Raw genomic sequence first — 16,316 nt, 5'->3', positions numbered from 1 at the left:
TAGACGCCAACGGTGTCATGCGCTGCGCACCATCAGCCGCTCGATCGTGTCGGCGAGCTCGACCACCGGCCGCTGAGCGTCCAGTTCGAGCGTCGCGCCGGTCCGGAGCAGCGGTTCGACGGTCTGAACGTAGCCGATGATCTCGGCTTGTTCGGCTGGGGTCTTGCCGTACGGGTTGTTCGTACGCCGCCGCACCCGATCGACGAGAACCTCGACCGGAGCGGAGAGCAGCACGATGTGATCGAAGCGGTCGTAGTACTCGACTTGGTTCTCAACGGTCCCGGAGACGACCAGATCGGGCCGTGTGAGCAACCGGTCCATCCGTACTTCGTCCCAGGTGCCGTCGGGGCCGGTCCAGTTGTCGTAGTCGGTGTCGATGGTGTTGTGGCCGCGCCGGTTGAGTTCTTCCAGGAGCGTCGTCTTGCCGGTGCCGGACATGCCCGTGATGAGGATCCGAGTCATGCCGCCAGAGTGTCCCAGGCGGCCATGGCGCAGGTGATTACCGGTTCCAGTTCTGGGCGGGTGGCGCCGTCTCGGGCTTGGATGGAGAGGCCTTGGACGATGGTGGTGTAGTAGCGGGACATGGGGTCGAGGGCGGGTTCGGGTACGTCGCCGTCGCGCGCCAGGCGGGCCCTGATCTCCTCGCGCATGCCGTGGCGTAGGTCGGCGAGGAATTCGCGGACCGGGTGGTTCTGGACGGTGCCGGTGGGGGCGGCGAGGATGAGCATGCAGTAGTGCGGGTGCTCGGGGTGGGTGATCTGGTCGGCGGTCGCCTGGAGCATCGCGTGGACCGCCTCGCGGGCGGTCGGACCGTCCCGGAGCGCGCGCCGCGGCGGTTCGCCGGCGGTTGCGCCGTACAGCGCCATCACCTGGCGGAACAGCTCTTCCTTGCTGCCGAAGTACGCGTAGATGCTGGCCGACCTGATCCCCATCGCCGCGGACAGATCGCTCAGCGACGTCCCTTCGTACCCGCGCTCCCAGAACACGTCGAGCGCCTGCCGGAGCGCCAGGTCCGGGTCGAACGTACGCGGTCTGCCGCGGGTCCCCATCGATCCTCCGAGATTTGTTGGTCGATCGACCAAGTTTACCTTGACCAACCACCCGTCGCGCTGGCAACCTTTTGTTGGTCGATCGACCAACAAAAGGAGAACCGCCATGCGCGCACTGCGCCAGACCTCACTGAACGGCCCGCGGGACCTGCACGTGATCACGGACGCACCGGTCCCCAGCCCCGGGCCGGGCGAACTGCTCGTACGGGTCACCGCCGCCGGACTCAACTTCGTCGACCTCTCGCAGGCGTACGGCAGCTTCGCGAACGGACCGCAGCCGCCGTACATCGCCGGAATCGAAGCGGCCGGTGAAATCGTCGGCCTCGGCGAAGGGGTGACCGGCTTCGAACCGGGCCAGCACGTGGTCGGCGTGAGCATCACCTGCGGGGCCTTCGCCGAGTACCTGGCGCTGCCCGCCGTCGCCGCGGTCCCGGTCCCGGCCGGATGGGCCGACGAGCAGGCGCTCGGGCTGATGGTCAGCTGGCCGACCGCGCTCGCGGCGCTCCGACCGCTCGGCGGGCTGGAAACCGGTCAAACCGTGCTGATCCACGCGGCGGCCGGCGGCACCGGCCAGGCCGCGGTCAAGCTCGCGAAACACTACGGCGCGACAGTGATCGCGAGTGCCTCCGCGGACAAGCACGACGTCGTCCGCGGGCTCGGCGCCGACCACGTGATCGACGCCCGCAACCCCGACCTCGCCGCCGAAGTGCTGCGACTGACCGGCCCAGTCGACCTCGTACTGGAATCGGTCGGCGGCCGCACGCTCGAAGCCAGCCTGACCGCCGCCAAGCGGATCACCGGCCGCGTCGTCGTCTTCGGCCTGCCCGCCGGCGAAGCACAGATCAGCAACTGGGACCTGGTCTACAAACACCAGGTTCAGATCATCGGCCTCAACCTCGGCGTACTCGTCCAGGCCGCGCCGCAAATCTTCGGCGCGGTGATGGGCGAACTGTTCGGCCTGCTCGCGGCCGGCGTACTCAGCCCCGCGCAACCCACGACGTACGAGCTCGCCGACGGCCCGAAAGCACTCGCCGAACTCGAAGCCCGCGCGACGATCGGCAAACTCGCGCTGATCCCGTGATCTACCCCGGTCGACCTACTCCGGCTCGGTCCAGCGGCCGGTGGTGGCGAAGGTTTCGAGGGTGGCCGTGTACGGGCTGATGTCGATCCCGCTGGTCCGGAGCCAGGCGTCGTCGTAGTACGTGTTGCCGTACCGTTCGCCGCTGTCGCACAAGAGCGTCACGATGCTGCCGCGGACGCCCGTACGCCGCATCTCGGCCGCCAGCCGCAGCGATCCCCACAGGTTGGTACCGGTGGAGCCGCCGACCAGCCGGCCGGTGACACGGGAGCAGAACCGCATCGCGGCGATCGAGGCCGCGTCCGGGACGGAGATCATCCGGTCGACGACGCCGAGGACGAAGGACGGCTCCACCCGCGGCCGGCCGATGCCCTCGATCCGGGACGGGCGGCCGGTGGAGAACTCGTGGTCACCGGCCTCGAACGCCGGGAAGAACGCCGAGTTCTCCGGGTCGACGACCGCGACCGAGGTCTCGAAGCGCTGGTAGCGGACGTACCGGCCGATGGTGGCCGACGTACCGCCGGTGCCGGCGCCGACCACGATCCAGGTCGGGACCGGGTGCTGCTCGAGCGAGAGCTGACCGAAGATCGACTCCGCGATGTTGTTGTTGCCCCGCCAGTCGGTCGCGCGCTCGGCGTACGTGAACTGGTCCATGTAGTGCCCGCCGGTCTCCTCGGCCAGGCGCTTGGCCTCACCGTAGATCTGGCCGGAACGTTCGACGAAATGACAGCGGCCGCCGTAGAACTCGATCAGCTCGACCTTCTCCGGGCTGGTCGAGCGGGGCATCACCGCGACGAACGGAAGCCCGAGCAGCCGCGCGAAGTACGCCTCGCTGACCGCCGTCGAGCCGCTGGACGCCTCGATCACGGTGGTGCCTTCGTGAATCCAGCCGTTGCACAGCGCGTACAGGAACAGCGACCGGGCCAGCCGGTGCTTGAGCGAGCCGGTCGGGTGCACCGACTCGTCCTTCAGGTACAGGTCCACGCCGGTGCCCTCCGGCATCGGGAACACGTGCAGATGCGTGTCCGCGCTCCGGTTCGCGTCGGCGTCCACGATCCGGATCGCCTCGGACACCCATGCCCGCGCCTTCTCGTCACGCCGATCGACCTCATGGCACACAACCTCACTCATGCGGGCCAGGCTAGGACGAACTTGAGGATTTGAGTATTCCTACGCTCTGCAACCATCCGGCGCTCGAGTCCCGCTGGCCCCGGAAGCGAGCTAGGTTGGGGGTTCATGACAACCGGTGGCAGGGGGAGCGATGAGCGAGAACAGTGATCGGCCGACGCGGCAGCGGGTGACGTTGACCGACATCAGTTCGCGGGCCTGGGAGCATCCCGCCGACCGTGGCGCGCTGGTCGCGCTGCGGCAGCTGAAGGGTTTCGACTTCGTCCTGCGGAAGATGTCGGGCCTGATCAACGAGCGGGCGTTCCGGCTGCAGTACCTCGGGTCGGCGATCCGGGTGGACGAGCGGCAGTTCCCGACCGTGCACCGGCTGTACACCGAGGCGGCCTCCACCCTGGACGTACGCCAGCTCCCCGAGCTGTATGTCACCAACAGCCCGATCTGGAACGCGGTCACGATCGGCATGGACCGGCCGTTCATCGTGGTCAACAGCGCGCTGCTGCAGGGCCTGGACGAGGAGGAGCTGCGGTTCATCCTCGGGCACGAGCTCGGCCACGCGCAGAGCGGGCACGCGCTGTACCAGTCGCTGCTGATGTGGCTGATGCGGCTCACCGGCGCGGTCAACTGGATGCCGATCGGCGCGCTCGGGATTCGCGCGATAATCGCCGCGCTGCACGAGTGGTCCCGGAAGGCCGAGCTGTCCGGCGACCGGGCCGGTCTACTCGCGGTCCAGGACCCGGCCGTCGCGCTGCGGGTCCAGATGAAGCTGGCCAGCGGCGGCCAGCTCGGTGAGCTCGACACGACCGCGTTCCTCGCCCAGGGCACCGAGTACGAGAGCGCCGGCGACCTGCGCGACAGCGTCCTGAAGCTGCTGCTGCTCGAGGCGCAGTCGCACCCGCTCGCGGTCATCCGCGCGCACGAGCTGCGCCGCTGGGTGGACGAGGGCGAGTACACCACGATCGTGTCCGGCGACTACCCGAAGCGCCAGGACGACGACAACGCGTCCATCTCCCAGGAGGCGAAGAACGCGGCCAAGTCGTACTCCGACGCCTTCAACCGGTCGCAGGACCCGCTGGCCAAGTTCCTCCGCGACGTCGGCGAGGGCCTGGGCGGCGTCCGCGACTGGGTGTCCTCGAAGTTCCCGCCCCGAAACTGAGTGGTGCTGTACCAGTCGCAAACCCGCCCCACCACCCATTGGGTCCGGGCCGACTGTCAAGCTGTGCTGGTGATCGACGTACAGGCAGTGGGCCCGGACGACTGGAAGGCGTGGCGCGAGCTTCGGCTGGCCGCGCTGGAGGAGGCGCCGTTCGCGTTCGGTTCGCGGTATGCGGACTGGGTGGACGCGACCGAGGAGCGCTGGCGGGAGCGGCTCGGTTCGCCCGGCGCGTACCAGGTGATCGCGTCGATCGACGGCGTACCGGCCGGGATGGCCGGCGGCTTTCCGGACGAACCGGGAGTGGCTGAACTGGTCTCGATGTGGGTCGCCCCAACGGGTCGCGGTCGCGGCGTCGGCAATGCCTTGATGACGGCGATCGAAACCTGGGCGCGTTCCACCGGTGCCACCACCCTCAAACTATCCGTTGTCCCCGGCAACGACCCCGCGCACAACCTCTACCTCCGCCACGGCTACGTCGACACCGACCAGCCCGGCGACCTGATGCCCGACGGCGTCCGCCGGGAACTCGTCATGCACAAACCCCTCTGACTTCACCGCTCCATCGGGCCCTTCCGGCGACCGTCCGGCCCGGGACGCCGCGGGGCCTCCCCTTGACCCGGAGCCTTCCCTTCACCCGGAGCCTTCCTTTCACCCGGTGCCTCCGCGGCCGGCGTGGATTCAGGGGCCTGGTGCAACAACTCGGCCGGGCGGTCGCCGAGGCGGTTGCGCATTCCGGTGACGAAGTACCGGCTTTCGCCCGCCCCCCAGGTCCCACGGCGGCGCTCGTTCTCGCCGATCCGCTCGTGCAGCACCGCGTCCTGACCGCTCTCGGCCAGCCGGTCGGAGAGCCAATACCGAGCCACGTCCCGCGCGGCATAATCGAGCCTCTTCGCGTTCACGTCGACGACCTCGAACCCGCCGGCGGGCGTCTCGTCGAAGGTGATGTACGCCGGTCCGTGGTTCTCCGACTGCGCCACCACCGTCACCCGATTCCCGTTCACCGGCGGAATCGGCAGCTCGGAGGGACGCGTGCCAGGATTGGCCAGCACCGCGCTGACCACCTCCTCGGCCGCCACCCGCTCCGCCTCGACGGAATGATCCAGCCGGCGCACCGTTCCGTGCTCGTTCGCTTTCCGGAAATCCTCGATGCCCATCGCCGCGAGGTCGAGCAACCGCGAATTCGCCCAGCCGGTTGCCCGGTCCGCGTCCACGATGCTGTTGCGTACCGTGTCCGGTAGCCGCACCTCGACGCGACTGTCGTCGTCGAGTGCACGCACTCCGGTCACCTCGAGCCCGTACGCGGCCAACTGCTCCGATCGTGCCTCGGCTTCGGGCCGGAACATGACCAGCGGCGCCTGGGAATAGGCCCGTTGGTGGACGCCCTCGACGACAGCAGCCGCCAGCGCGTCCTCGGCACCGGGCGCCGCGGCCAGGGTCCCGAGCTCGTACCGGTAGCCGGTGTCCCGGATCGCGGCCGCAGCGACCGGCATGCCATCGACCAAGGCGACCGCGACCCGCCGGTCGTCGTCGCCGTGCCGGTTGATCTCGTGATCGGGAGCCGGCGGGTTGAGGACTCGCCAGAGGCTGTCGGCGCCCGGAGGCACCGTTCCGTCCGGGCTCGCCGCGGCCGCCCAGAGCGTCTCCGACGCCTGCTCCTGCAACGCCACGAACCTCGGATCGGACGGGCTGAGGTACAGGACGTCGCCGCCGGCTTCGCGAAACCTCTGCACCGAGGCAGCAAGTTCGGTGGGGTCCAGCGGCGACAGCGCCGGCACGTCCAACGCCGTGAGCAGCTCGGTCATCCGCTCCGACGTCGAGCGGTCGAGCTGCAGCAGGTTGATCCTGATCTGAGAGGCCCAGTTCGCCGCATCCGCCGCGCGGATCTCGGTCTCGGTGTCCCCGGTGTACTCGATCGCTCCGGCCGGGGAGAACGACACCGAGCCACCGGTACGAACCGCCGCCTCCGTCATCATCAGCTCGACCGCCCGGGCCGCGCCGCGATCGTACGTGCTCATGTACCGCAGCACGTGCAGGTCGCCATTGGCGTTCCGCCCGGTGGTGATCAGGCCGCGGGCCCGGCCGTCCGTCATCGCGACCATGGTCCGTACGCCGCTTTGCTCCGGAATCGGCAGCACAGCAAGGGCGCCCGCGTCGCCGACCAGCGTCAGCATCGCCAGGCCGGCGGCGTCACGCTGCACCGGGTCGCTGTGGTCGTACACCTCGATGGTGCCGCCGTTGTCGATCCAGCTTTTGAGATCGGTCGCCCACCGGCGGAACCCGGACCGGCCGACTTGGTGGGTCTGGACGTTCGGGAAGGGGTGCCGGCCGTCGGCCTGCCGGAGCGTCACCTGCTCGGCGATGTGGCGTACGTCGGCGGCCGGCCAGGTCGGTGCCTTGATACCGCGAGTCTGCCCGTCCAAGCCGATGAGCCGCCGCGACTCCAGCGCCCGCGGTCCATGCCAGGGCACCGGCGAAACCTGGTGGCTCAGGCTCAAGGTCTCCTGCGCGGCGATCGACGCCAGCGCGTACTGGGCAACGTACCCGGCTTCTTCACCGCTCGGCACCGGCGCATCCGCTCGCGCTCCGACCGGCAACGCCGTGAAGGCACTCGGACCGCTGACCGCCACCGGCCCGGCGACCGGAGTCGGCGGGAACGTGCTCCCACCGCCGACCACCACCAGCTCACCGTCCTTGCGCCGGAACGATACAACCGTCACCGGCCCGTTCTCGCCCGCCTCGACCAGCTGGGCGTGCTCCGCCTCCGCGTCCGCCAGCGCGTCCACCGCCGCCTGCTGCGCCTGCAACACTGGGCCGTGCCCGATCCCCGACAGCCCCCGGCGCAAGGTCTCGGTCAGCTTGTCCGTCTCGGCGAGCCGGTCCCGGAGCTGCTGCGCGTACCTCTCCCACTCCGCGGAGCCCTTGTCGATCACCCGGACAGTCCCGCCGGACCGGCCGAGGAACGAGCTGACACCGGCGGCGATCGAGGTCTCGGTCCCGCGCAGCCGACGATCCTGCTCGTCGAACCCCTGATCCTCCGCGACCACCCGCCACCTCACTCAACTCGTTGCCTGATCCCCACATCACCCTAGGTCAGCCCTGGGCCGATCCCCCGCCGCTGACCGACCGTGAGTTGGTGTGACGAACGGATCGCCGGTCACCGGGCGTTCATCGCTCGAACGGGCCGCGGCGGCCGTCTGGGCCGTGGCGTCGTGGCGGCTTGCCTTGGCCGTGCGGAGCGGCTGTTCCCGGCGAGTCAGCGGTCGCCTCGGTCTCCTGCCCGGCTTCGGTGGTCTGCCCGGCTTCGGCGGTTTGGGTGGGTTCGGGGGCAGGCGGCGGTTCGGGGGCCGGGAGCAACGATTCGGCGGCTTCGGGGCCGAGGCGGTTGCGGATGCCGGTGACGAAGTAGCGGCTCTCCGCCGCACCCCACACTCCCCGCTCCCGCTCGAAGTCGGAGATCCGCTCGTGCAGCACCGCATCCTGCCCACGCTCGGCGAGATGGTCGCAGAACCCGTGCCGCACGGCCTCCAGCGCCGCGTAGTCGGTCGCCGTGTTGGCGACGTCGACGACCTCGATCTCGCCGCCGGGACGCTCGTCGAAGGTGATGTACGCCGAATCGCGATCGAACCGGGCCACCAGCGTCACCCGACTTCCGTTCACCGGCGGAACCGGGGTCGCAGGCGGTTCGCGACGAGGCTTGTCCTGAACCGCCCGGATGGCCTCCTCGGCCTGCTGACGTTCCGCCGCGACGGAGTGGTCGAACCGCCGCACTGTTCCTTTCCGCTGCTGGAACTGAAGGAGACCTTCTGCCTCGTAGTCCAGCCAGCGGGAGCTGGTCCATCCGGCCGACGAGGCATCGTGAATTGCTTGCGGGGTGTCCTTCGGGAGCCGGACCTCGACCCGGCTGTCGTCGTCGAGCGGACGCACTCCGGTCACCTCCAGACCCAACGCCGCGAGCTGCTCCGAATTCGCCTCCTCATCGGCGCGGAACATGGTCAGCGGCGCGGTGTCGCGGACTCTCGGGTACACGCCGTCGACGAGCGCCGCGACGAGAGCATCGTCGGCGCCGTCGACCGCACCAAGCGCCCCGAGCTCGTACCGGGAGCCGGTGCTCGTGACCGCGACGGCAGCGACCGGTTGGCCGTCGACGACCGCGACCGCCACCTCCCGGCGACCGGAATCCGTCCGGCCCGGCTCGGCGACCGGCGGATTGAACACCCGCCAGAGACTGTCGACGTCCAGCGGGACAGTCCCGTCCGGACCCATCGCGGCCGCCAGCCGGTCGGCCGCCTGCTCCCGCAGCGCCACGAAGGCCGGATTCGACCGGTCGACGAACAGCACGTCCCCACCGGCCTCGCGGAACCGCTGCACCGTCGCGGCCAGCACGGCCGGGGCGGCCGGGTTGGCAGTCGGGTGCACGGTCGGTTCGCCGGGCCTGTTGTCGAGGGCAGCGATCAAGCCGGACATCCGGCTTCCCGCGGCGCCGTTCACCTGGCCAAGGCGGCTCCGCATCCTGTCGGCGTGGACGGCGCCGTCCGAGGCGCTGACCGCGAACTGCTCCTTCCCGGCGAAGTCCAGCGCGGCCTGCCGGGAGAAGGACACTCCGCCGCCGGCCCGGATCGCGGCCTCGTACATCATCAGCTCGGCCGCCCGGGTGGCACCTTCGACGCCGGGCGTATAGACGAATCGCAGCACGTGCAGGTCGCCGGCGGCATCGCGGCCGACGGTGACGGCGGCTTGCGGCTCGCCGTCCGTCATCGCGACCATCGTCCGGACCCCGGGCCGTTGCGGGATCGGGTTGTCCATCGCCCGATCCGGCGCGGGGTCCAGCGCCATCAGAGCGAGCTCGGCCCGGTGATACGGCTGGATGCCGTCGTCGTGGTCGTCCAGGTTCTTGTCTTCGTGGTCGTACACCTCGACGTGGCCGCCGCGTTCGAGCCAGTCGCCGAGCTGGGTGGCCAGGCGCCGGTGCTCGTCCTGCCCGAGCGGGCGGTCGTCGACCTCCGGAAAGGGATGTTCGCCGTCGGGCTGACGACTGGTGACCTGTTCGGCGATGTACCGCGCATCGGCGGCCGACCAGCGCAGCGCGGCCGAGCTGGTGCTGCGTGCCTGCCCGTCCGGCCGGATCATCCGCCGGCCCTCGAGCGCCCGCGGCCCGTACCAGCCGTCGGGTGAGACCACATGGTCGACAGCCATGGTGTCCTGCGCAGCCATGGTCGCCACCGCGTACTGCGCGGCGAACCCGGCCTGCTCGGCGGTCGGCTGCGAAGGGTCCGCCAGCGGACCGGCCGGCCGGAAGGTCGTACCGCCCCCGACCACGATGAAGCGAGCTCCCGCCTCGTGGAGTGTCACGACGGTCATCGGGCCGTCGTCTCCGGCCTCGACCACCACCGCGTAGTCAGCGTCCCGATGCGCCAGCGCGTCCACCGCTGCCCGCTGCGACCGCCAGTCCGGACCACGCTCGAAGCCCGGCAAGCTCCGCCGAAAGGTGTCGATCAGGTGCTTCGTATCCGCGAGGGCGGCCCCGGCCCGCTGCGCGCAGCGCCGCCACTCGTCGGCGGACCGCCTCTCGATCAGCCGCACCCTCGTACCCGGCCGGCTCGCGAACTCCGTCACGCCGGCCGCGATCGAGCTCACCAGCGCCCGCCGTGCAGCTGCGTCCAGGTCCGGATCGTCGCCAGCCATTCGCCACCTCAGATCCGCTTGGTCGCCCGATGTAGCGGACACTCTAAGTCACCGTGCGGGTCCCGCCGCCGTTCGTCCCGGCACCCGGAACCTCCGGACATGACGAAGGGCCCGCTTCTCTCCTCCCGGGAAGCGGGCCCTTCGGCTTGCGGTGTTGCTGGGAGTGGCTGGGAGTGGCTGGGTCAGCCGATGTGGACCGGGCCGCTTTCGCTGTCCGTGGCGAGGTCCTTGTGCTTGATCGACAGGCCGATCATCGTCACCAAGCCCGCGCCGACCGCGAGGAACGCCGACCACAGGAACGCGCGGGTGAAGCCGTGCGTGGTGGCGAGTGCGGTGAACTGGCCCTGCAGCTGCTTGAGCTGCTCCGGTGACTGGCCGGACTCGGCCGCCTTCTGCAGGCCGGGGGCCAGCTCGGCGAACTTGTCCTTGATCGCGTTGGTGGAGATCGTGCCCAGCAGCGCCAGGCCGACCGCGCCACCGATCTGCTGCACCGTGTTCAGGACCGCCGAGCCGACACCGGAGTCCTCCTTCGCCACGCCACTGACCGCGGTCAGCGTCAGCGGTACGAAGATCAGGCCCATGCCGAACGACAGCACCAGGATGTACGGCAGCAGGTTGGTCAGGTACGACGAGTCGACCTGCAACCGGCTGAACCCGAACATCCCGGCCCCGACCAGGATCCCACCGGCACCGGAGATCCAGCGCGGGTCCATCCGCGCCACCAGCGTCGAGGCGACCTGCGCCGCGACCACGATGCCGACGCTGAACGGCAGGAACGACAGACCGGTCTTCAGCGCGCTGTACCCCATGATGCTCTGCACGAAGATGCCCAGGAAGTAGAACATCGAGAACATCGCCGCACCGACCACCAGCATCACGAAGAAGCTGACGCCACGAGTACGGTTCGCGAGGATGCGGAACGGCATCAGCGCGTGCCGGGACCGGGCCTCGATCGCCAGGAACGCCGCGATCAGCACCAGGCCGCCGAAGATGAAGATCAGCGTCCACTTGTCGCCCCAGCCTTCGGTGGCGGCGTGCGTCAGGCCGTACACCAGCGAGGTCAGACCGACGGTTCCGGTGATCGCGCCGGGCAGGTCGAACTTGCCCTTCTGCCGGGCCGACTCACCCAGGAACCGGAAGGCCAGCACGGCCACGATCAGGCCGATCGGCGTGTTGATGAAGAACGTCCAGCGCCAGGACGCCTCGGTCAGCGCGCCACCCAGGATCAGGCCGACGGCGGCACCCGCACCGGACATCGCGGCGTACACGCCCATCGCCCGGTTCCGCTCCTTGCCGGCCGGGAAGGTGGTGGTGATCAGGGCCAGCGCGTTCGGCGAGGCCATCGCGGCCGCGATGCCCTGCAGAATCCGGCTGGCCAGCAGTACGCCCTCACTCTGGGCGACACCGCCGACGAACGACGCCAGGCCGAACAGCACGACGCCGACGATGAAGACCTTGCGGCGGCCGAGGATGTCCCCGATCCGGCCGCCGAGCAGCAGCAGGCCACCGAACGCCAGCGCGTACGCGTTCACCACCCACGGCAGCGAGGCGTCGGTGAAGCCGAGCGCGTCCTTGATGTGCGGCAGCGCGATGTTCACGATGGTGCCGTCCAGCACCACCATCAACTGCGCCATGCAGATCAGCGCGAGCGCGATGCCGAGGTTCCGGTGGCCGTGCTCGCCGCCCCCGGGCGCGTCGGCCGGTCGCCGCTCCGGCGGATCGGCGTTGATCACTTCTTCGGACATGAATATTTTCCCCTCTTGGCAGAACTGTCTTGGTCGCGGACCGGCCCCTCAACCGGTCAGCTCGCCTGCGACCCCCGCGCCGCGGGCAGGATCACGTTGTCGATCACTCGCAGGATCAGGTCGTCGGTCGGCGGGATGCCGAGGACGTACGCGTGCTGGATGATCACCGCCGGCAACGTCACCGACAGCAGGTCGACGTCGACGTCCGGGGCGATCTCGCCACGGTCGACGGCCCGCTCGTACGCCTTGCTGGTGATTTCGAGCCGGGGCGCCAGGAACAGCTCCCGGAAGGCCTTCTGCAGCTCCTGGTCGCGGTGCAGCGCGGTCAGCAGACCGGCCACCACCGACATCGGCAGCTCGTCGGTGAAGCCGCCGTCGCCGCAGGAGATCGAGATCAGGTCACCGCGCAGGCTGCCGGTGTCGACGTCCTCCGGCATCGGGCAGCCCTTGGCCCGGCTGATCGCGTCCACGACCAGCTCGGCCTTGCTGGTCCAGCGCCGGTACAGCGTCGCCTTGCTGGCCTTCGCCGCGGTCGCGACCGCGTCCATGGTCAGCCGGTCGTAGCCGAGCTCGGCCACCACCGCGACGGTCGCGTCGAGGATCTCCTCCTCGCGGCCGCCCTCGACCCGCGGCCGGGACCGCACGCCTGCTGCATCCACCTTCATCACCCTGAGTAAGTACTAGATCACCGATGGAACGAAACGGTTTCGTTTCATCAACCACGGTACGACTCATGTGAAGGAATGCACAAAGGGTTTTTCTGAGAATTCACGAGTGGCGTGCGTCACTCTCCGTACCAGTCGAGCACTGGTACGGCTTTGATCAGGCGGGGCCAGGCAGCAGGGCCTAGTCGTCGTCCTCGGCGCTGCGGGCCTGTTCGAGCCGGGTGGCGATCTTCTCGGCCCGGGTGTCGATTTTGCCGGCCAGCCGGTCGCGGGCGGCGCGGAGCACGAAGATGGACAGGATCGACGAGATGATCAGGCCGATCAGCAGCAGCGGGAAGATCGACAGCCAGGAGTGCAGCACCAGCCAGAGCACGCCGAAGCAGATCGCGAACAGCGCGGCCCGCAGGCCGGTGTAGATGGCGAATTCCTTCACGTCACACCCCGGCGTAGGAGTGCAGGCCGGAGACCAGCAGGTTCACTCCGACGAAGTTGAAGATGAAGACGAACCAGCCGGCGATCGCGATGTTCGCGGCCTTGCGTCCGCGCCAGCCGGCCGTCGCCCGCGCGTGCAGGTACGCGGCGTACACGACCCAGGTCACCAGGGACCAGACCTCCTTGGGGTCCCAGCCCCAGTACCGGCCCCAGGCGTGCTCGGCCCAGATCGGGCCGGCCACCAGGACGCCGAAGGTCCAGAGCGGGAAGGCAAACGCCAGCACCTTGTACGCGGTGCCGTCCATCGCCTCGGCGCTCGGGAGCCGCCGCAACGAAGCCGCCATCGTGCCGCCCGCGAGTACGCGGCGTTCGGCCCGCGCCTTGATCAGGTACAGCACCGAGATCAGGCCGCCGACCGTGAACGCACCGCCCGAGATGGCGGCCGCGGACACGTGGATGACCAGCCAGTACGAGTCCAGCGCCGGCACCAGCGGTCCGGCCGGGGTGTACAGCGCGAGTGAGGCCAGCCCGAGCACCGCGGCGACGACGAAGGTGACGCCGAGCCCGAGGTACTGCAGCTTGTAGCGCTGCACGAAGATCAGGTACACGATCGCGACCGCCAGCGACGCCGTGATCGAGAACTCGTACATGTTGCCCCACGGCACCCGGCCGGCCGCGAGACCGCGGGTGAGCACGCCGCCGAGGTGCAGCACGAAGCCCAGCCAGGTGAGCAGCAACCCGATCCGGCTGGCCGCCGCCATCCGCTCGGTCGAGGCCGGCTCGACCTTCGCGGCTCCGCCGCCGGTCTGGTCGGGTACGCCGGCACCGTCCGCTACCCCCGATGTCCCACCGGAGACTGCCGACCCGTCGGCGGCGACCAGCGTCTCCGCCTTGGCTCCTGCCTTGACCTCAGCCTTGACCTCAGCCGTCTGCGCGACTGCGGCCCGGCCCAGCGCCCATTCCATCGCGTGCGAAACCATCGCGATGGCATAGATCACCGTGGCGGTCGGGATCAGCAAATTGGAGACTTGCGCGTAGGTCTCCGGGCTCATGACTGCTCCTCATTGCTAGAGTCGGCAGGCTTCAATCGGTCGGTGATGGCCTGGATCTCGTCACCGAGTCCACGTTCAGGCCCGCGGTCCAGGCCGGCGACCTCGACCACGGTACGCCCGTCCTGCTCGCGGACCCGCACCCAGGTACGCCGTGGGTGCACGAACAGCGAACCCATCAGGCCGAGGATCGCCAGCAGGATGCCCGCGAGCGCGAGGTCCGTGCCCGGGGTGTGGCTGATCTGCAGCTTCACCCAGCGGCTGTACCCGTCGAAGGTGAGCGACCCAGCCTTGTCGGGCAGCTGCGTGCTCTGCCCGGGTGCGAGCTGGACGCGCCACTTGTCCTTGTTCTGCTCGAACTGGGTCAGCTTCGACTTGTCCAGCTGGTACACCGACTCCGGCTTCCCGGTCTCCGGTTGCGGGCGGCCGTAGTACCCGGTCAGCACCAGCGCCGGGTTCAGCGAGTCCGGGAACACCGACACCGGACCGTTCTGGCCGATCACCGCGGTCGGCAGGAAGAACCCCTCGAACCCGAGCGTCATCGGCCGCGCGTCCGGGGCCTTGATCACGCCGAACGAGGAGAAGTTCGTGTCCTGCGGCAGGAACGGCGCCGGGCCGGAGAACGCGACGTTGCCCTGCCCGTCCCTCACCGTCACCCGCGGCGCGTACCCGTGGCCGAGCAGGTACACGCTGCTGCCGTCCAGCTTCAGCGGGTGGTTCACCAGCAGCTCGTACGACTTCTCCGGCGCGTCCGGCGTTTCCTGGTACGCGAGCTGCGCTTTGAACTCACGGGCCGCGCCCTTCTGCGGACCGTCCTCCTGGAACTTCGCCTCGAAGTCCTTCACGGTCAGCGAGAACGGCGGCAGATCGTCGTCACCGCTGAACGCCCGGCCGGGCGTGAAGTCGTCGTACTGCGCCACGGAGTTGGAGAATCCGTTGCCGACGACAACGAGTACGGTGCCGCGGTAGCCGAACAGCGAGCCCCACGCGACGCCGATCAGCGCCAGGATCAGGGAGAAGTGGAAGAGCAGGTTGCCGGCCTCGCGCAGGTACCCACGCTCGGCCGCGACCGCACCGTCGTACGACTCGATCCGGAACCGGCGCCGCTTCAGCTCACGGGTCGCGACGGCCAGTACGTCACCGGCGTCGTCGATCTCGAAGCGCTGATAGCCGGGCAGGCGGTTCAGGTTGCGCGGAGGTTTCGGCGGGCGGGCCCGCAACGCGCGCAAGTACACCGAGAGCCGCGGGACGACGCAGCCGATCAGCGAGATGAACAGCAGCAGGTAGATCGCCGAGAACCACGCGGACTTGTAGACGTCGAACAGCCCGAGCTTGTCGTAGATCGGGCCGAGCGTCTTGTGCGCGGCGAGGAAGTCGGACACCTTGATCGGGTCGATCGCCGTCTGCGGTACCAGCGATCCCGGCACCGCGCCGAGCGCGAGCAGGAACAGCAGCACCAGTGCGGTCTTCATCGACGTGAGCTGCCGCCAGGTCCAGCGCAGCCAGCCGACCAGGCCGAGCGCCGGTGGGCCGGACGGCTCCTCCGGTCCCGACGCCGCCGCGATCCGGTCCTTCACTTCAGTCATCGCTCAGACCGCCGATCCGAAGTTGGCGACCCACTGCCGCAGGTCCGCGGTGATCGCATCCCACACTCCCGTCAGCAGCAGCAGTCCCACCACGATCATCAGTACGCCGCCGATCCGGATCACCAGCAGCTGGTGCTTGCGGACCCAGGCCACCGCGGCCAGCATCCGCCGGAACGCCAGCGCCGCCACGATGAACGGGATCCCCAGCCCGAGGCTGAACACCAGCGCCAGCACCGCGCCGCGCCCGACACTGCCCTGGGTCGCCGCGAGCGTCATCACGGTCCCGAGCGTCGGACCGATACACGGCGTCCAGCCGAACCCGAACAGTACGCCGAGCAACGGCGCGGCCGCGATCCCGACCGCCGGGACCCGATGTACGCGCAGGTCGCGCTGCATGAAACCGAACCCGCCGAGGAACACCACGCCGAGTACGACGGTGAGCCCGCCGAGCACCCGGGTGATCGCGGTTTGATGGTCGAGCAGCAGGTTCCCGGCCGTACCGAAAAGCACGCCGGTGAGGATGAACACGGCCGAGAAACCGGCCACGAACAACGCCGTACCGGCCAGCATCCGGCCGCGCTTCTCCGAGCCGAGCTCGGCCGCGGACAGGCCGGTGACGTACGAAAGGTAGCCGGGCAGCAGCGGGACGACGCACGGCGAGAAGAACGAGATCGCACCGGCCAGCACCGCGATCGGCAATGCCACCAGCATCGAGCCCGTCATCGACTGGGCGAACCACTCACCCATCA

Annotated in this window: 14 protein-coding genes; 3 read left to right on the top strand and 11 right to left on the bottom strand. The window is 69.4% G+C overall.

Annotation, left to right across the window (positions count from 1 at the left end; translation table 11 throughout):
- Positions 1–15: 15 nt before the first annotated feature.
- Together ABD260_RS29640 and ABD260_RS29635 are read right to left on the bottom strand one after the other, a co-directional pair.
- The gene (locus ABD260_RS29640; RefSeq protein ID WP_344238749.1) at positions 16–462 is read right to left on the bottom strand and encodes an AAA family ATPase; all 447 of its coding nucleotides are present in this window, start codon (positions 460–462) and stop codon (positions 16–18) included.
- Positions 459–1,049, bottom strand: a complete 591-nt coding sequence (locus ABD260_RS29635; protein WP_344238747.1) for a TetR/AcrR family transcriptional regulator — start codon at positions 1,047–1,049, stop codon at positions 459–461. The genes ABD260_RS29640 and ABD260_RS29635 overlap by 4 nt, the downstream gene beginning before the upstream one ends.
- 106 nt (positions 1,050–1,155) lie before the next feature.
- Between ABD260_RS29635 and ABD260_RS29630 the strand changes: the two genes are divergently transcribed.
- On the top strand, positions 1,156–2,130 hold the full coding sequence (locus ABD260_RS29630; protein WP_344238745.1) for a zinc-binding dehydrogenase: 975 nt from the start codon (positions 1,156–1,158) through the stop codon (positions 2,128–2,130).
- A gap of 15 nt (positions 2,131–2,145) precedes the next feature.
- Here the strand turns inward: ABD260_RS29630 and cds1 are convergent, their stop codons facing one another.
- Positions 2,146–3,258 (bottom strand): L-cysteine desulfhydrase Cds1, encoded by a 1,113-nt coding sequence (gene cds1 / locus ABD260_RS29625; protein ID WP_344238743.1) that lies wholly within the window; start codon positions 3,256–3,258, stop codon positions 2,146–2,148.
- A 130-nt stretch (positions 3,259–3,388) separates the two neighbouring features.
- On the opposite strand from cds1, the gene ABD260_RS29620 reads away from it, so the two are divergent.
- Both ABD260_RS29620 and ABD260_RS29615 read left to right on the top strand, forming a co-directional pair.
- Positions 3,389–4,408, top strand: a complete 1,020-nt coding sequence (locus tag ABD260_RS29620; RefSeq protein WP_344238741.1) for a M48 family metallopeptidase — start codon at positions 3,389–3,391, stop codon at positions 4,406–4,408.
- A gap of 69 nt (positions 4,409–4,477) precedes the next feature.
- Positions 4,478–4,957, top strand: coding sequence for a GNAT family N-acetyltransferase (locus ABD260_RS29615; RefSeq protein ID WP_344238739.1), 480 nt, complete (start codon positions 4,478–4,480; stop codon positions 4,955–4,957).
- A gap of 2 nt (positions 4,958–4,959) precedes the next feature.
- Here ABD260_RS29615 and ABD260_RS29610 read toward each other — a convergent pair whose 3' ends face one another.
- The 8 genes from ABD260_RS29610 to ABD260_RS29575 all read right to left on the bottom strand — a co-directional run bounded on the left by ABD260_RS29610 (position 4,960) and on the right by ABD260_RS29575 (position 16,314).
- Positions 4,960–7,464, bottom strand: a complete 2,505-nt coding sequence (locus tag ABD260_RS29610) for a hypothetical protein (RefSeq protein ID WP_344238737.1) — start codon at positions 7,462–7,464, stop codon at positions 4,960–4,962.
- A gap of 109 nt (positions 7,465–7,573) precedes the next feature.
- Positions 7,574–10,090, bottom strand: coding sequence for a hypothetical protein (locus ABD260_RS29605; RefSeq protein WP_344238735.1), 2,517 nt, complete (start codon positions 10,088–10,090; stop codon positions 7,574–7,576).
- 182 nt (positions 10,091–10,272) lie between these two features.
- Positions 10,273–11,835: an MFS transporter gene (locus ABD260_RS29600; protein WP_344238733.1), complete on the bottom strand. Its 1,563-nt coding sequence runs from the start codon at positions 11,833–11,835 to the stop codon at positions 10,273–10,275.
- Between the two features lie 56 nt (positions 11,836–11,891).
- Positions 11,892–12,500, bottom strand: a complete 609-nt coding sequence (locus ABD260_RS29595; RefSeq protein WP_344238731.1) for a TetR/AcrR family transcriptional regulator — start codon at positions 12,498–12,500, stop codon at positions 11,892–11,894.
- Positions 12,501–12,681: 181 nt separating this feature from the next.
- Positions 12,682–12,933, bottom strand: a complete 252-nt coding sequence (locus ABD260_RS29590; protein WP_184840106.1) for a DUF4229 domain-containing protein — start codon at positions 12,931–12,933, stop codon at positions 12,682–12,684.
- Position 12,934: 1 nt separating this feature from the next.
- On the bottom strand, positions 12,935–13,984 hold the full coding sequence (gene ccsB, locus ABD260_RS29585; protein ID WP_344238728.1) for a c-type cytochrome biogenesis protein CcsB: 1,050 nt from the start codon (positions 13,982–13,984) through the stop codon (positions 12,935–12,937).
- Complete coding sequence (gene resB, locus ABD260_RS29580; protein ID WP_344238726.1) at positions 13,981–15,567, bottom strand: cytochrome c biogenesis protein ResB; 1,587 nt, start codon at positions 15,565–15,567, stop codon at positions 13,981–13,983. Before resB ends, ccsB begins: the two co-directional genes overlap by 4 nt.
- Positions 15,568–15,570: 3 nt before the next feature.
- Entirely contained in the window at positions 15,571–16,314 is a 744-nt protein-coding gene (locus tag ABD260_RS29575; protein WP_344238914.1) for a cytochrome c biogenesis CcdA family protein, read from the bottom strand.
- Between the last annotated feature and the right edge of the window lie 2 nt (positions 16,315–16,316).

It is taken from the genome of Kribbella hippodromi (assembly GCF_039531045.1).
Taxonomy (GTDB): Bacteria; Actinomycetota; Actinomycetes; order Propionibacteriales; family Kribbellaceae; genus Kribbella; species Kribbella hippodromi.
The sequence above is the reverse complement of the archived record's forward strand: the minus strand, read 5'-3'. Positions and strand labels throughout refer to the sequence as shown.

What these genes read in the sequence shown, in the direction of transcription:
- ABD260_RS29600 (WP_344238733.1), bottom strand. Translation starts at nt 11,835, where the DNA reads ATGTCCGAAGAAGTGATCAACGCCGATCCGCCGGAGCGGCGACCGGCC.
- ABD260_RS29605 (WP_344238735.1), bottom strand. Translation starts at nt 10,090, where the DNA reads ATGGCTGGCGACGATCCGGACCTGGACGCAGCTGCACGGCGGGCGCTG.
- ABD260_RS29635 (WP_344238747.1), bottom strand. Translation starts at nt 1,049, where the DNA reads ATGGGGACCCGCGGCAGACCGCGTACGTTCGACCCGGACCTGGCGCTC.
- ABD260_RS29595 (WP_344238731.1), bottom strand. Translation starts at nt 12,500, where the DNA reads ATGAAGGTGGATGCAGCAGGCGTGCGGTCCCGGCCGCGGGTCGAGGGC.
- ABD260_RS29620 (WP_344238741.1), top strand. Translation starts at nt 3,389, where the DNA reads ATGAGCGAGAACAGTGATCGGCCGACGCGGCAGCGGGTGACGTTGACC.
- ABD260_RS29640 (WP_344238749.1), bottom strand. Translation starts at nt 462, where the DNA reads ATGACTCGGATCCTCATCACGGGCATGTCCGGCACCGGCAAGACGACG.
- ABD260_RS29630 (WP_344238745.1), top strand. Translation starts at nt 1,156, where the DNA reads ATGCGCGCACTGCGCCAGACCTCACTGAACGGCCCGCGGGACCTGCAC.
- cds1 (WP_344238743.1), bottom strand. Translation starts at nt 3,258, where the DNA reads ATGAGTGAGGTTGTGTGCCATGAGGTCGATCGGCGTGACGAGAAGGCG.
- resB (WP_344238726.1), bottom strand. Translation starts at nt 15,567, where the DNA reads ATGACTGAAGTGAAGGACCGGATCGCGGCGGCGTCGGGACCGGAGGAG.
- ccsB (WP_344238728.1), bottom strand. Translation starts at nt 13,984, where the DNA reads ATGAGCCCGGAGACCTACGCGCAAGTCTCCAATTTGCTGATCCCGACC.
- ABD260_RS29575 (WP_344238914.1), bottom strand. Translation starts at nt 16,314, where the DNA reads ATGGGTGAGTGGTTCGCCCAGTCGATGACGGGCTCGATGCTGGTGGCA.